Source organism: Shewanella sp. P1-14-1 (assembly GCF_001401775.1).
Lineage (GTDB): Bacteria > Pseudomonadota > Gammaproteobacteria > Enterobacterales > Shewanellaceae > Shewanella > Shewanella japonica.
Genome location: NZ_LKTL01000017.1, coordinates 1 through 15,329, shown reverse-complemented (window position 1 = coordinate 15,329; position 15,329 = coordinate 1). Strand labels below are relative to the sequence as shown.

Genomic DNA, 15,329 nt, shown 5'->3' with positions numbered 1-15,329 from the left:
AAGTGAAATTGTTTAAGTCGTCAATCGTCGCGCTAACTTGTGCCGGCCTGTTTGCTTGCTCAAGTACATCCAATATCGGTCTTACTGAGCGAGATGGCAGTGCTAATATTAGTCAGCAACAAGCGATGGCTCGCTCAACTATCATTTCTGAAGTCAACTACCAACTTCAATTTACATTAACTGGCGACACTCATTTTAATGCAAATACAACAGTAGACTTTATCCTCAGCAATAATAAAGAGCCGCTTACACTGGACTTAAACAAAGCCAACATCAGTAAATTTGTGGTGAATGGCAAAGCAATCTACCCCAACTACAATGATGCTTACCTCACCATTAACCCTCAGCTATTAAGTACGGGGCGCAATACCATTGAAGTGGAATATAGCCGTGAACATAGCACCAACGGTGAAGGCTTACACCGTTTTGTTGACCCTGTAGATAACAAAGTTTATCTCTATTCACACTTTGAACCAGCAGCAGCTCAACAAATGTTTGCCGTATTTGACCAACCAGACTTAAAAGCCACCTATAAGATTAGCGTCACAGCGCCTAAAGATTGGCATGTCATTAGTACCATGCGTGAAACACAAATCGACGAACAAGCAGATAGCAATGTTTGGAGTTTTCCAGTTACCCCTAAATTAAGCCCATATAACTTTTCTATGCACGCAGGGCCTTACCATGTTTGGGAAGATAATAGTGGCAAATACCCGATGCGATTATTTGCTAGGCAGTCTGTCGCCGAGCAAGTCACCGCGAAGGACTGGTTTACCTACACTAAGCAAGGCCTAACCTTTTTTGATGACTACTTTGGCATCGAATACCCTTTCAAAAAATATGACCAATTATTAGTGCCAGACTTTTTATATGGTGCAATGGAGAATGCAGCAGCAGTCACCTTTGCAGAAAACCGATTCATGTATAAAGACACGATGACCGCAGCGCAAAAGCAGCGACTTGCTGGGGTTATTATGCATGAAATGGCTCACCAATGGTTTGGTGATTTAGTCACGATGAAATGGTGGAATGGCTTATGGTTAAATGAAAGCTTTGCATCATTTATGGGTACCTTAGCAACCAGTGAAGCCACTGAGTTTACCCATGCATGGCGTACATTTTACGCCCATGGAAAACAAAGCGCTTATCGTCAAGATAGCTTAGTGACGACTCACCCAATAGAAGTCCCAGTCCCCACCAGCATGAATGCATTTGATAATATTGATGCAATTACCTATTACAAAGGGGCGTCAACACTAAAGCAATTACGTCACTTACTGGGTGAGGACACTTTTCAGCAAGGGGTTCAGCAGTACCTAGAAAAATACAGTTACCAAAATGCTGAGCTCGATGACTTTATTGGCAGCTTGGCACAAGCCAGTAACCGAGATTTATCTCAATGGACTCAAGCGTGGCTATATCAAGCTGGTGTTAACACACTTGAAGCTGATTTTCGTTGTGAAAATGGCCGCATAAGCCAATTCAATTTACTGCAAACCGCGCCAAGCAACGAGCTACCAACTTTACGAGAGCAACGAGTTCAAGTCGCCCTATTTAATGTTAGTCGTTATTCTGTCCACTCAGGTCCTAAAGTTGCCGTGACTTATAAAGGTGAGAAAACCGCAGTGCCAGAGGTTATTGGTAAGCACTGTCCTAATTTGGTTTACCCAAATTTTGATGATTGGGGCTACGTTAAAGTGACTCTCGATGAGCAGTCATTTCAAACCGCTAAAGAGCAGCTAAGTAAAGTCAACGATCCGCTGCTTAGGTCAATGTTATGGCAGAGCATGTGGGATAGTGTTGCTGATGGAAAAGCGTCTTTAAAACAATTTATCAATGTTGCACTGGTTAATGCCCCTAAGGAGCAGGATTACACTATTTTAGGGCAAGTTATCGGCAACTTGAAACAAGCACAACGATACCTGAACAGCATGGCGCCGAATCATCAAGCCTATGCACAAAAAGTTAACCGTGCGCTGAGCCAAATGAGCTTACGTATGGCTATGCAGCATCATGATAACCCTGACTTCCAACGTCGCTGGTTTGATAGTTATATCGCCATGGCGAACAGTCGTGACGCATTAGATCATTTAGCCGATCTTCTTAGCGGCCATAGTGCGATAAGAGGCTTGAATATTAACCAAGATCTACGCTGGAAAATCATTATCCAACTTAACCGTTATGATTACCCAAATAGTGCCAAACTACTTACAAGAGAGAAGCAAGCAGACAGTTCTGATAGCGGCCAAAAATCTGCAATAGCGGCAGAAGTCAGTCGGCCACAAGCGCAAATAAAGCGCCAATGGCTGCACAATATTGAACACGATACAGACATGCCTTTCTCTAAGTTACGGGTGGCGATGAATTATTTATACCCAAGTGAACAAAAGCTACTCAGTGCAGCAACGGCAGAAGAGCGCTTAGCCAATATTACAGAAACAGATAAAAAGGGCCCAGTATTTATGCGGGCTTACAATCGCGCGTTAATCCCAACAGCTTGCAATAATGCCAATATTGCAGCCATCAACCGAGTATTAGATACCGAAACGGGCTTATCTCAAATGACGCGTCGCGCACTACTTGAGGCACGCCAAAAAGAACAAGGCTGCGTGAAAATCAGTGAAATGCTAAATCAATAAGCTATTATTTAAATCGCTAACATATCAAATGCCGTTTCTTCATAGAAACGGCATTGTTTTATTAAGGCGATGCCTTCTTGTAATCTATGGCAATAAACCATTAAAGCCATTCAAACCATTGTCTTGTCATTTATTACTGACTCAAAAAATAGCTAAGCTGCACCATCATTAAGGCATCGCTTAAAAACCCTGTTTGGGGAGCGACGGGTTATCGTCGGGGTATCAAACTCAGAAGATGAATATGATGTCGTTTGAGGATTTTGTGATTTTTCGGCTAAAAAATCATGTAGGTTCAATAATTCTGATTGGCCGAATCTCTCATCAGTATTACTTGCTAATGTATCTCCTATTCCACTTGCCGCTTCCTTTTCCTCTTTATTTGCCTCTTTGTCTCCAATACCTGTTGCAATCACCATTAACTCAAGCTCAGATTCAAGTTCAGGGACAATGGTCAGCCCAATAATGACCACCGCTTTATCAGCTAACGCTTGTTGTAATATTTCACCTATTTTATGGTACTGACTAAGCTCGATTTGCTCTGTAGCCATGACACTGACAATGGCACCTTTTGCAGAAGTTAAATCAATATCTTCCAATAATGGATTTTTCAGCGACTTATTGATGGTGTGCTGTAACTCTTCATCAGCTGCTTGCCTTGCCACCCCCATCGCCGCGCGGCCTCGATGGCTAACCACGGTAATAAAATCATTTAAATCGATATTAATCAGTCCAGACTGACTAATAATGGTCGTTAATCCCGCTAATACATCCTGCAAAATTCGATTACTTTCGAAAAAAGCATTCACTAAAGTAATCTTTTTATCCAAGGTTTTAGCAAGCTTATCATTAGGCAACACAATCACTGCCGATGCGTGCTGCATCAAATTATCTATGCCTTCTTTTGCCAGTTGATTTCGTTGCAGCCCCTCAAAGCTAAATGGCGTGGTAACCACAGCAACCAAAGGCTTATTTAATTCTGCTGCTAAGGAGGCAATAAAAGGAACCGCACCCGTTCCTGTTCCGCCTCCCATACCACCGGTGATGAAAATGACATCAGCTTGCTGGATATGCTCTCTTAATTGTTCTTCAGACTCTTGCGCCGCTGCATATCCCTTTTGAGGATCGGCGCCGGCACCCAAACCTTTTGTCACTTCGGTGCCGATTTGTAGGCGTGAGCTGCACGCAGATACGGCCAGTGATTGCGCATCGGTATTCACAGCAATCAGCACGACATTGTCACTTAATGAAGACTGGCTTAATTGATTAATGGTATTGCATCCACAACCTCCGACGCCAAAGACGGCAATACAAGGGGCTTGGGGATGTTTAGGCTTAATATCTAACATAAGTCACTCTCCTTACGATGTTATCAATAGCCTAACCTCAAGGTGCGACAAACTAAGTCGTAACGTTTTGATACTGCCTGGACATTTTATTAATTAAACGGACAAAGTGATCCCTGAGCCTTTCTGGAGCAATAACTTCAACGTTGTCAGCCATCTCCCATAAGAAAGCTCTTAGTCTTGGTGTATCACTCACACTGGCATTTACCTTATATTGTCCACTTGATAAGTACTCAATGGTTTGGTTTTCGCTGAGTTTAGATTGATGGAAGATGAAATTAGCTTTTGGCGATACGTGTAACTCTATATCAATTAACGTCGATGAATTATCAATACCAGTTCGAGCAATATCAAAATCATCTCGAGTAATTGCTTGCGTCTCAAGCAGGCGAATATCTCTTAATTGCTCGATAGACTGAACATAGCGTTTTTCATGAGCAGACCCAACAGTAAAAGCCAGTAAAGCGACCCCCTCTGAAATGGTGATACCTTCGGGATTTATCGGTTCGTAGTTAATCCAATAACTTTGACCTTTAATCATTTTTTGAATTTGGCAAGCCAGCTGGCGCTTATGCAGTAATGCATACTGAACCGTCTCAAACGCTTTTGGATCTTGCTCTGCGTAAATAAGCGGAAAGGGCTTGGGTAACTGAGCAACTCGGCATGCCCAATACAACCATGGATTATTAGGATCGCTCGCCAACACTTGATCAGCTCGTTCAAAATATGGCGTAAGCTGTTTTAAACTTTGCGGAGGCAATAACTGACTGGCGCTGTGCTTAAGCGTGTGAAATGCGAGTGCCATATGTTGATCCATCAAAGTCAGGTTTAGCCCACGCCAGCAAGCTGCAATTGACCAACCAAATGGTTTATTGCGATCGTCCAATTCAAGACCAAATAACCCCATGTCACACATTGCTTTCAGTTCGCGCTGCACAGTTCTTAAACCGACATCAAAATCTCGGCTATTGAGCCTATCTGTCAACTCATTCGCCGTTATACGCCTAGGGTGATTAGGTATTTGTTCGAGCATGGCAAGTTGCCGCTGAATATTGGTCTGCATAAAGCATCATCTCCATTTCTAGAGTATTTAGCTTAATACTAACCTGCGACAAAATCTGTCGCAGCAAAATATTTTTATCTAAAAATAAATAAGTTACTTATAGAGATAGATGAGAATAAACAGGTTGTATTGGACAAGCTGAGTTAGCTTCGCAATGTGAATGTCATCATAATAGGCGCATGATCTGTGCTGTCACTGTCCCGCTCGTATTCAGGTCTCACAAGGTGACGATCATGGGTTTGATAATCACTGACTTCGGCAAGGTTTTTAGGATGGCTAGCATCGAATTCACATGAAGCCAAAATATAATCCAATACTGAACCAGTATTGCCAAAATAGTGAGTTGCTTGGCGTGCATATTTAAGAGGGTCTACAGGTGGTAAAACGTCTTCTGCAATATCGGAATCTTCATCATGCAAACCTGACTCATACTCATCCTGCGCTAAAGTAGCATTCAATTTTTTTCTGGTCTGAAACAGCTCATATGTATCGAACAAACTAAACTCAGCAAAAGCGTCAGCTAACATTTTATCGTTCAATAATCTCAAGCTAGGATCGATAATATCATTACGAAATACCCGCTTACCGTTCGCTCTAAAAGCCTCTAATGCTGTGCTTTGCAACGTGTCATTAAAGTCACCCATTAATATTACTGGCAGCTGAGTTTCAGTGCGCTGCTTGGTGATTTCATTAAACAATAAAGCCGCTTCACTCCCACGTTGCATATTAGACGCCCAACTACCAAGTGCTTGGCGAGCCATTAAATCGGCGCCACCTTGCATACCTGACTCGGCCAGAGTATCGACTCCCATGCCACTGCGTTTAGATTTTAAATGCACCACATAACACTCGCACTCACCAAACTCAGCTAATGCAATTTTTGCCCGTAAAGGTTTACGACTAAAGCTAAAGTCATTAGCAATCCCCATAAGCGGAAACAAGGTTGCATCAGGTGTCACTAATGCGGATTCAATAATGGGATATTTGGATGCAATCGCCACCACAGGGCTTTGATAAACATAATCACTGATTAAACTAGGCTCATCTAAAGCGGCAAAATATTGATACCCTAATGGTGCCAATAACGCTTTTAATGCATCCGGACTAAACACTTCCTGAAAACCAATAATGTCGGGTTGATGCGCAGCTAAATAATCGCAAATCCAACCGCATTTTTTCTGCCATTGTTGATGAGAATAGATATTTTCAAAGTCATAATACGCTGATGGCGGTTCAATAAAATTAAATAAATTAAACGAAACCACTTTAAACATTGGTGATTTTTTTTGCTCATTGTTACTGCTTTTTTGAGTCACGAAAAATGCCTTAAGAACCCTATTCTACTTACAGATTAAAACTAAAAAGATCGAGTGTCGATGATAATTATGCTTCCATGCAGCATGGTCTTACTTATCTCAACTGAACAATTTCAGCAGAAAAAAATGATCCTAAATTAGCAATTGCCGTATTATCCCTCGAAATCAGCGCCTGAATTCAGCAATCAAACAGAAATTAAATAGCTCGTTTAAGAAACACATTTTGAGGAAAGAACGATGAAAAGGATCTACTCTCTTGCACTATGCTTTTCACTGATTGGTTTAACCGCTTGTTCAGATGATGACGATGATACGATCACAGCAGCTGATTCCGAAGCTCCAGTTGTTACCTATGCAGACATTCGTGTAATCCACGCTGGCAGTGATGCGCCAATGGTCAATGTCACCGCAGACGGCGCGACGTTACTGAGTGACGTAGACTATGCAATGTCTAGCGGCTTGTTAGAAGTCGCCACCAACACCTATGCAATCGCAGTTGACGCACAACTTGCTGACGGCACAACGCTTACAGTACTTGAAGCAGAACTTGCAGTGGCTGAAGATATGGAATATACCGCCGTTGCTCTGGGTAAGGTAAGTGACGAAACCTTAATGCTCAAACTCATTGCAAATGAAGAATCTGACATCACTGCTGATAACGCTCGAGTACAAGTGTTACATGCTACACCAAGCGTAGGACTTGTTGATATATATGTGACAGAACCAATGGCCGATATCACCATGATGGATCCTACCCTGTCAGCCAACTACATGGACAACAGCGATCAATTAGAAGTCCCCACAAGCGACTACCAAATTAGAATTACTCCAGCAGGAGACAAAACGGTTGTTTTCGACTCAGGAACGGTCAATTTAGCTGCTGGAATGGATTACTTTATCTCTGCTATTCCAAATGAATGGTCAGGAGACTCACCAGTCGCCCTACTTGTTGCACTACCAGAAGGGCAAGTCCTTCTGAATGACGTTAATAGTGGTAGCGATATTCGTGTCGTACATGCAGTAGCTGATGCCCCCGCTGTAGATGTTTTCTTAGACGGCAGCACAACACCAGCTATTGATATGCTGTCATTTGGTAATTTCGCAGGCTACGTCAATATTCCAGAAGGCATGCACACTGTGACGGTAGCAGCAGATGCTGACAATTCGGTCGAAGTGATTAAAGATGCAGCTGTCGATCTGATGCAAGGCGCCAGCTATTCAGTCCTCGCTGTTGGCTCTCTTGCTGACAATGATATTAGCCCATGGGCTTTTGCAGAGCACACTCGACGTATTGCCACTGAAGCAAGACTAAATGTTATTCACGCATCTTATTCTGCTGGTAATGTTGATGTCTACCTAACACCAACAGCCGATATCAGTGATGCTGATCCAGCGCTAACAGATGTGCCATTTAAAGCAGCATCTGGCAGTTTAAGTGTTGCACCAGGTGATTACACCGTAAGTGTAACAGTAACAGGCACCAAAACCGTCGCCATAGGCCCACTTGCCGTATCATTAGCAGGAAATGGGTTATACAGCGTAGCTGCCGTTGATGCAGAAAATGACACTTCAATGTTCTCTGTCATTTTAATGGACGACTTTGTTGCCGAAGAATAGGCACCCAACACTGAAATGACTTTTCATTACTAATCTCCGTCCGACCCTTTTGCGGCTTATCTTCCACCCGAGATAAGTCGCTCTTTTATCCTGTTTTTACGTGTTGCTTTACACTCATCAATGTTGTCCGATTAAGCAAAAGGAGCCAGATATGATAGGCTTGTCCATAAAATCAAACCAACATTTTACCTCGTCAGGTGGCTTATTTGCACTTGTTGTTAAATGCTTGTTTGCTATAGCCGTTTACGGTTTTTTACTCTCCAGCTTTGGGAGCCGTGCCATGGAAATACAGTTTGCCTCTTCAGATAAATTAACCCCCGCAAGGATAAGCAATGACTCTGTCATGGGCGGCATATCCTCTAGCCAAATTGAAATTAACCATAGTGCCACGACAAAAGCCGATATTAACTCCTCAGGCCATGTGCACTTTAGCGGTCAAGTGTCTTTAGAAAACAATGGTGGCTTTGCCTCAATGGAGTATCAAATCACTTCATCCATTCCCGCAACAAAACAAGTCAAATTAACGGTACTGGGCGACGGGAAGCAGTATCAGCTAAGATTTAAAACCTCGGAGCTTTCATATGGCGAAGCCTATGTAGCCAACTTTGAAACCACAAAGGGCCAAGTCACCGAGCATTTATTTAGCCAGAAAGATTTTGCTGCCCAATTTCGTGGAAGAAGTATAAACGCACCAACAATCGAATTTAATAACGTTAATCGAGTGGGATTTTTGATTGCGAATAAACAAGCCGGCGCATTCTCATTACAGCTAGACAGTATTGAATTTGAAGAGCATGATTAATGGGTGCTTCTATGCTGTGGGAGTTAGCACCAATTTGTGCTAAAAAATCAGCTGAAGTCACTTTATAAAGTGAATGTAAAGTAGGAATAAGGACCACTAATGAGCCCATTAACAGGTATTCAGGGTGTTATATTTGATTTAGATGGCACATTAGTAGAGTCGGAGCTTAACTTTACCCATATAAAACAAGAGTTAGCATGCCCGCTTAATATCGATATCTTAGATTTTATTGATGCATTACCAACTCATATTGAAAGACAACGAGCACACGATATCATCATTCAACATGAAACCAATGATGCTCTAAATGCTAAAGCCTTACCCAATATGCACCCGTTACTCAACACCCTTAAAACCTTGTCATTGCCTTGTGCCATAGTCACTCGAAACAGCAAAGCAGCCACAGCCACTAAACTTACCCAAAATAATATTGATATTGATTTAGTCTTAACCCGAGAATGTTATCCTGCAAAACCCGCTCCCGATGCGCTACTGGCGATAGCTAAACAATGGCAATTACCCGCTAAGACGCTCATTTATGTAGGTGATTACCTCTATGATATTCAAGCGGCTAAAAATGCTGGCATGACATCTGTTTTTATCAATCATCATAAGCAACCCGATTATCAAACACAGGCTGATGTCATCGTCAATAATCTCGCCCAATTACAACAGGCAATACAAGCTTCGAACCCTGCATCAACCTAAAAAAGCGAATGAGACCATTATTTTCGATAAATGTATTTCAATGAAAGGAATATTTTAACGAAGAGGCCTTGCCTAACTTAGTGTACATACCCATATTAACTAACCACTCAAATGACAATTCAAATCAAAAACAACCAAAAATAAAGCCTACCTTACGCAGTAACATTACCAACCAATGCGTTAAAAAAACACCAGACTCTTAACAAAACTGATTCTAGATTGTTAAGTTTCATCTCACAAACGCCAAAATTAGAGTAATAACTTTAAGTTTTGATAGTTTATTAATCTGTTCTTGCTAATATTCGCGCCCCTTAATCAGCTAGCCACTGAAAATTAATTTTTCGTTAGTTGATATCAAGTGACCTATAGATGTCACTTAATCCCATTGTAATGACTAAGAGGTAAACAAATGAGCGAAGTAGAAGTGTTTCTTGACATGTTGTGGAGCGAGAGTGGAGCGATGGTGTTAGGAATGGTTGGTTTTTATGCACTTTGCTTATCAATCGTTTGCCTAGTATGCGATAACATGAAACAGCCTACAGCTGAATAAACCAACGCTTTATTTAACAAGCGAAATTAAACACGTAGCTAGCTTTTTGCTAAGCTACGTGTTGTTATTTTCCCCATGAATCATGACTTAACTGCTGTCAAAGTAGGTAAGCTCCTAAAGCCCTCAACACTCATCATCTGGCTTGGTTGCTAGTGACGCATTTATTCATTTCAACAAAATGCCCAATATCATGCCCCTTTGCACTGAGTTCAGCATTCACGAATAAGAAATAGTGAACCTCATAAGTGGTTTTCAGCATTCTTAACTAAAGCGTTAACTAAAACGTTAATCGCAGCCATTGGGCAATGAACTTTATTAGAAATGTCTACGTATGAAGTTAATATGCCTAACAAATTACTGTCCATAGCATTAACTATATAAGGAAAATGATGAACCCTTTACACCCTAAAAAGCTATTACACAGCAAGTGGACTAAAGTAAATGTCACCCAAAAACTTAAACACTTTTCGGTGATTAAGGTGAGTAAGGACGAAGATCAGAATGTCACAGAGTGCATTATTCGCGCTGAAATGAATGCACAAGAGTTTTCTATTAATTGGCGAGATTTAAAGGACAATCGTCAATGGCTCCAAGGTTGGAAGTAAGCGCTGAAAATAAGCCTAACCAGTGTTTATGCACCTTAAAAAGCAACAATGGAAACACTCACAAGCAAGCATAGACTCACCACGATGACGGCAGCGCCTTTACATACTCCTCTTTTTGTTACGCTCAAAAGGGGCTCATTTAGCTTTGTTGCACTTTTTGCCCTTGGTGTTACCTGAGACAAGCGATGTTCGCCTTCAATCTGTGTAGATATGTCTTCTGTTGACGCTTGGGAAGAGAACGGCGCAGTCCCCCCCTCTTTTTGAGTCGTTTTTCTGCGTCGATGATGACTCGAATCGAAGTCATTTTGATTATGCTTAAAAATAGATTCAGTTAAATCAATGACTTCATTTTCAATGTTGACCTCTATCCCTTGTAGCTTAAATAACTCATCGACAGTCACTTTTTCTGACACACTCGTTGCACTAAGTAAGCCTTCAGCCAACGGTTTGATATTTTGCTCCTCATCAAAGAAGCGTCGTATATATTGGGCACACATGATGTATGCCAAGCGTTCCGCCTCTTCAAAACGCTGACTTTCAATTAAGTAAGCCTTAAAAGAAATTGCTAATACCATAGACAAACCAGAGAGATTATCAAAAAGCTCTTGTAATTGAGGGTATTGCTCAACCCGTTCAGTCCATTGAGCCATGTGGTCGCCATCAACTTCAAACTCATAGTCCATATCAGGTACATCGACTAACAGATCAGAAGATTTATTCTGCTGATAGTGTTGCCATAATTCATCGTAGGCACGGCGTTTGGTAACGGACTTTAGGATGTCATAGGACACTGCAATGTTGGCAAGTTTGACATCGGTATCAGCATATTCACTTTGATAATCGTCAGAATGATAAAATAAATATAAGCTTTCGTAGGCTGCTGATATTTCCTCAGCATCTGCATCTTGGCTTATTCCCAACGTCAAATATAAGTTTTCCATGAACGCCCTAGGCAATGTGATATTGTTCTGCGCCATACTAATCAGCACAGTAAAGTCATTTACAGTTAATCGATATAGGGTTTGCTCGCTAATTTATCGTGAACGACATTAAGAAGCTGCGCTAAAAACCCATCACCCAAAACTATAGCGACCACCACTATAAATAACCGTTGCCCAGCTCTAAAAAACCATCAAAAATTAAATAAATAATTGTAAAAACAATTCATTAACTCATATGTCACTTTATATATCATCATCAGAATATTGAATAGAATGACGTATAAAAAATGGGTTTTGTTAACCAAAAAACGTTAGAAGTCGCGGCTTATAGAAATTATTGAATACAAGCTATTCCAAAGATAACAAAAACAAAGGAAGGACAAATACACAGTCATAAGACTTGGTATTAACACATAGATATCAGCGCATTGAAGTGAGCCCCTAAAGTGAGCCCCAAAAGTGAGTCGAAAGTGATTAGTGACTGATGCTAGATAACTTATGTAAGAATTAAAATGTGTAAGAATTAAAATGTGTAAGATTTAAAAGGTGTAAGGTTTAAAATGGTAAGTCGACATCATTAGCAAGAAATAAAACACGTCATTATCACCTGCATAATGCCATAGCAGATCATTTCTCCTATCAATACGTAATCTTCATCATAGCGTCGTTTCGTGTAAACCAATCACAGTTGCATGAGACACTGAATGCATAAAGTGACGCTGTTTTACAACTAAGTACTCAGGATCATTAAAAAATGTGTCCATTACCGTCTGCGAGGGAAACTCGATGGTAAATACCCTATTAATATGATGATCCGTTTTACTTTTTAGCACTTTTGAGACTTCAAAATCGTAACCGAAACTGCCACCATAACGCGTCAAAATCGGCATCATAGCTTCTCGATAACACTGATACTCAGCGGCATCACTCACATGCAAACCCATTATTCGCTGAAACCCCATGTTTGCTCTCCTGTAAACGTTAATATTTGATGCTTATGATCGCCTTTAATGGGCCTGTGAACAGGCCCATTAAGTGAATTAATCAATAAAATCACTTATCTCAGGCAAACTTTTCTTATCAAGAGCATGTTGTGGCACCGTGGCATTTTCATCAGGATAGCCAGCAACAATCAACATATATGGTCGTTCATTATCGTTATCTCGACCGCACACTTTACTTAAAAATGACATAGGTTTAGGAGTATGCGTTAAAGTACCAAGGCCTGCATTGTGCAACGCTTGCAGTAAAAAACCAGTCGCAATACCAACCGATTCATGCACATAGTAATTTTGCTTCTGCTCGCCATTATCCTCGCTACGTTTTTTAGTAAAAACGGCAATCAACCAAGGAGCTGTTTCAAGGTAAGGCTTGCTGGCATTGGTACCTAATGGCTTTAAATTATCTAGCCATTCCTCGCCACCTCGCCCTGCATAAAATGCTTGTTCGATGGCTTCTGCTTGCTCACGAATTTGTGCTTTCACTTCAGGGTTACTGATAGCGACAAAATGCCAAGGTTGATGATTCGCACCATTTGGCGCTGTCCCTGCAGCTAAAATACATTGTTCGATAATCGCTTGTGGCACAGGTCTATCAGAAAATTTCCGAATAGAATGACGACGTTTCACATTTTGATAATTGGACTTAGCCCGCTCAAGCATTTCATCTTGAGGGTATTCGATAAAGTCTGTTAATGGCAGGTGCGCTTCAGTCATAAATGTTCCTTATTATTTTAGTTCGATCTTGCTTAATCACACTTGGCTTATTGCTACTCACATACTCCTAAGCCATACGACACACAAACTATTGCTTCTCTAACTTCTTTTTAAAATCATCTAACGTAATTTGTAATGCTTCAATTGCGGTCACTGTATCTATGTTGTTTTCTTCAAGTAATTGAATCAAATCGACTGCAAGTTGAATCGATTTAGGTGCGTCATTTAATGATGCGTGTTGTTTGTCGGTCATTATTTACAAAGCCATCCGATATTAATGCAGTGTCATGTCACTGCGTTTCCTAGCAAGCAATTGTTGAAACGCCCAAGCTAGGTAAACGACATCACTGTCATTTTACTAAAAGTAGTGAACAGGCATTACAATGAAAAGTTGGCAATTGCCTTTTGAATTCCCACGACATCCGTTCCTTTTTTAAGCTCTTTTACTATCGGGTGTTCAGTACCAGAGATATAAATTTTTAACTCAGCATCCATGTCGAATGTACCAGCAGTTTCAACAATAAAATGAGTCATAGATTTATATGGAACAGAGTGATAACTGACTTTTTTGCCAGTCATGCCTTGCTTATCAATTAAAATCAAACGCTTGTCGGTAAATACAAACATGTCACGGATTAATTTGTAGCCCATATGCACAGATTCATTATCAGCTAAAATCGGTGACAGCTCTTGCTGAAGTTCTGTTAAATCCATTTCAGATGAATTACCTAAAATCGCATCAAAAAGTCCCATTATGTTCTCCTTGGGGTAGCTTAAACCAGCAACTAAAATAGTGCGGTATCTGAGATTAATACACAAGTTAAACGCGCCTTTTGACTAATTCAAGTTAGATATCACCAATATTCAAACAACATCTGGTTTATCAATGGAAGCTATTAAAAATTAAAACCTGTTAAAATAAGTCTTACGCGATTACATGATCTGGGAATAAAATGAACGCTGTCATCATTGGCGCAACAGGATTAATTGGTCAGCAGCTATTACAAGAGCTACTGGCTAATGAGGCTTATGAGCAAGTGGTTGTGATTGGCCGTCGTCGGCCCACTATCAACACTACTCAACAAGGCGCTGCCAAGTTGTGCTTTATGCAAGCCCAGTTAGCTCAAATACCTACACTTAGTTTACCCGTAAAAATCGACCATGCTTTTTGCTGTTTAGGTACCACGATGAAGCAAGCTGGTAGTCAGGCTAACTTCATAAAAGTCGATTACCAAGCTGTACTCGATTTTGGCAGATTGGTTGTGGCGCATCAAAGTGATAATGGCACAGCGTTATTCGTTGTTACCGCACTGAATGCTAACCCCAATTCAAAGGTATTTTATAATCGTATTAAAGGTGAAATACAGCGTGATTTAGCGCAACTGCCTATAACCAGCATTCATTATTTTCAGCCAAGCTTGTTAATAGGGAGTCGTGCTGACAAGCGCACCTTAGAAGATATTGGCCAGAAGTTTTTTGCTATTGCATCAGGGGTATTTATTGGCCCCTTAGTCAAGTACAAACCCATTACAGGGAAACTTGTGGCAGACAACATGTTGGCAGCTGCTGTTAAATCAAATACTGAGTTAGTAAGTGAGCCATCGTTAGCGACTAAAGCTGTAAGGATTATTGATAATAAGCAGATGCATCAACTGGTGAACTGAATCCGTCATTCTCAATAAACTGGCTTCCACCAAGGTTTATTTTACTATTTTTAAAATAAAATCTACGTCGTGGCGCTTCGCCCACACCCGAGCAAGAAGGGTGAAACTGCTCACCCCTCTTGCATCTCCCCCGCAGCCCCGGCGAAATTTTCTGGAAAGCGAAAGATTTCCAACGGGGGATTATTCAGCTTTAAACTTCGTTTTTAGCCTTCTTCGGCAAGCTACAAAATAACTTCCTAAGGATTAGAAGAAACCAATTAACCTGCAGGCTCAATATTCCCCATTGAAATTGCTGAAATGCGTTGAAGACTCTTTATTTAAAGTAATAGCGAAAGCCTGACAGGACGTCAGGCTAGCTTTAGTTGG

Annotated in this window: 15 protein-coding genes; 7 read left to right on the top strand and 8 right to left on the bottom strand. The window is 41.0% G+C overall.

What is annotated here, in order from left to right:
* The first annotated feature begins 2 nt into the window (after positions 1-2).
* Complete coding sequence (pepN, locus tag AN944_RS13245; RefSeq protein ID WP_055025109.1) at positions 3-2,639, top strand: aminopeptidase N; 2,637 nt, start codon at positions 3-5, stop codon at positions 2,637-2,639.
* A gap of 152 nt (positions 2,640-2,791) precedes the next feature.
* Here the strand turns inward: pepN and ftsZ are convergent, their stop codons facing one another.
* The 3 genes from ftsZ to AN944_RS13230 form a co-directional block, all read right to left on the bottom strand.
* Positions 2,792-3,985: a cell division protein FtsZ gene (gene ftsZ, locus AN944_RS13240; protein ID WP_055025108.1), complete on the bottom strand. Its 1,194-nt coding sequence runs from the start codon at positions 3,983-3,985 to the stop codon at positions 2,792-2,794.
* Positions 3,986-4,037: 52 nt separating this feature from the next.
* Positions 4,038-5,045, bottom strand: a complete 1,008-nt coding sequence (locus AN944_RS13235) for a YafY family protein (protein WP_055025107.1) — start codon at positions 5,043-5,045, stop codon at positions 4,038-4,040.
* Between the two features lie 143 nt (positions 5,046-5,188).
* Complete coding sequence (locus AN944_RS13230) at positions 5,189-6,361, bottom strand: endonuclease/exonuclease/phosphatase family protein (RefSeq protein ID WP_235530905.1); 1,173 nt, start codon at positions 6,359-6,361, stop codon at positions 5,189-5,191.
* 237 nt (positions 6,362-6,598) lie between these two features.
* Here AN944_RS13230 and AN944_RS13225 point away from each other — a divergent pair, with 237 nt between their 5' ends.
* The 5 genes from AN944_RS13225 to AN944_RS13210 all read left to right on the top strand — a co-directional run bounded on the left by AN944_RS13225 (position 6,599) and on the right by AN944_RS13210 (position 10,643).
* Complete coding sequence (locus AN944_RS13225) at positions 6,599-7,978, top strand: DUF4397 domain-containing protein (protein ID WP_055025106.1); 1,380 nt, start codon at positions 6,599-6,601, stop codon at positions 7,976-7,978.
* A gap of 151 nt (positions 7,979-8,129) precedes the next feature.
* A complete protein-coding gene (locus AN944_RS13220; RefSeq protein ID WP_055025105.1) occupies positions 8,130-8,780 on the top strand; it encodes a CIA30 family protein in 651 nt (216 codons plus the stop codon).
* Between the two features lie 99 nt (positions 8,781-8,879).
* Complete coding sequence (locus tag AN944_RS13215; protein ID WP_055025104.1) at positions 8,880-9,488, top strand: HAD family hydrolase; 609 nt, start codon at positions 8,880-8,882, stop codon at positions 9,486-9,488.
* Between the two features lie 409 nt (positions 9,489-9,897).
* The gene (locus AN944_RS21640; RefSeq protein WP_160319087.1) at positions 9,898-10,038 is read left to right on the top strand and encodes a hypothetical protein; all 141 of its coding nucleotides are present in this window, start codon (positions 9,898-9,900) and stop codon (positions 10,036-10,038) included.
* A gap of 389 nt (positions 10,039-10,427) precedes the next feature.
* Positions 10,428-10,643, top strand: a complete 216-nt coding sequence (locus AN944_RS13210) for a TIGR02450 family Trp-rich protein (protein ID WP_055025103.1) — start codon at positions 10,428-10,430, stop codon at positions 10,641-10,643.
* A gap of 35 nt (positions 10,644-10,678) precedes the next feature.
* Here AN944_RS13210 and AN944_RS13205 read toward each other — a convergent pair whose 3' ends face one another.
* The 5 genes from AN944_RS13205 to AN944_RS13190 form a co-directional block, all read right to left on the bottom strand.
* Positions 10,679-11,584 (bottom strand): DnaJ domain-containing protein, encoded by a 906-nt coding sequence (locus AN944_RS13205; protein ID WP_055025102.1) that lies wholly within the window; start codon positions 11,582-11,584, stop codon positions 10,679-10,681.
* 656 nt (positions 11,585-12,240) lie between these two features.
* Positions 12,241-12,546, bottom strand: coding sequence for a DUF1330 domain-containing protein (locus tag AN944_RS13200; protein WP_055025101.1), 306 nt, complete (start codon positions 12,544-12,546; stop codon positions 12,241-12,243).
* Between the two features lie 78 nt (positions 12,547-12,624).
* A complete protein-coding gene (locus AN944_RS13195; protein WP_055025100.1) occupies positions 12,625-13,299 on the bottom strand; it encodes a nitroreductase family protein in 675 nt (224 codons plus the stop codon).
* A gap of 88 nt (positions 13,300-13,387) precedes the next feature.
* On the bottom strand, positions 13,388-13,552 hold the full coding sequence (locus AN944_RS21405; protein WP_080916659.1) for a YbaM family protein: 165 nt from the start codon (positions 13,550-13,552) through the stop codon (positions 13,388-13,390).
* Positions 13,553-13,677: 125 nt separating this feature from the next.
* The gene (locus tag AN944_RS13190) at positions 13,678-14,052 is read right to left on the bottom strand and encodes a PH domain-containing protein (RefSeq protein WP_055025099.1); all 375 of its coding nucleotides are present in this window, start codon (positions 14,050-14,052) and stop codon (positions 13,678-13,680) included.
* A gap of 200 nt (positions 14,053-14,252) precedes the next feature.
* On the opposite strand from AN944_RS13190, the gene AN944_RS13185 reads away from it, so the two are divergent.
* Positions 14,253-14,963 carry an NAD-dependent epimerase/dehydratase family protein gene (locus AN944_RS13185; RefSeq protein ID WP_055025098.1) on the top strand — a complete coding sequence of 237 codons (711 nt, stop codon included), beginning with the start codon at positions 14,253-14,255 and terminating at the stop codon, positions 14,961-14,963.
* Positions 14,964-15,329 lie beyond the last annotated feature (366 nt).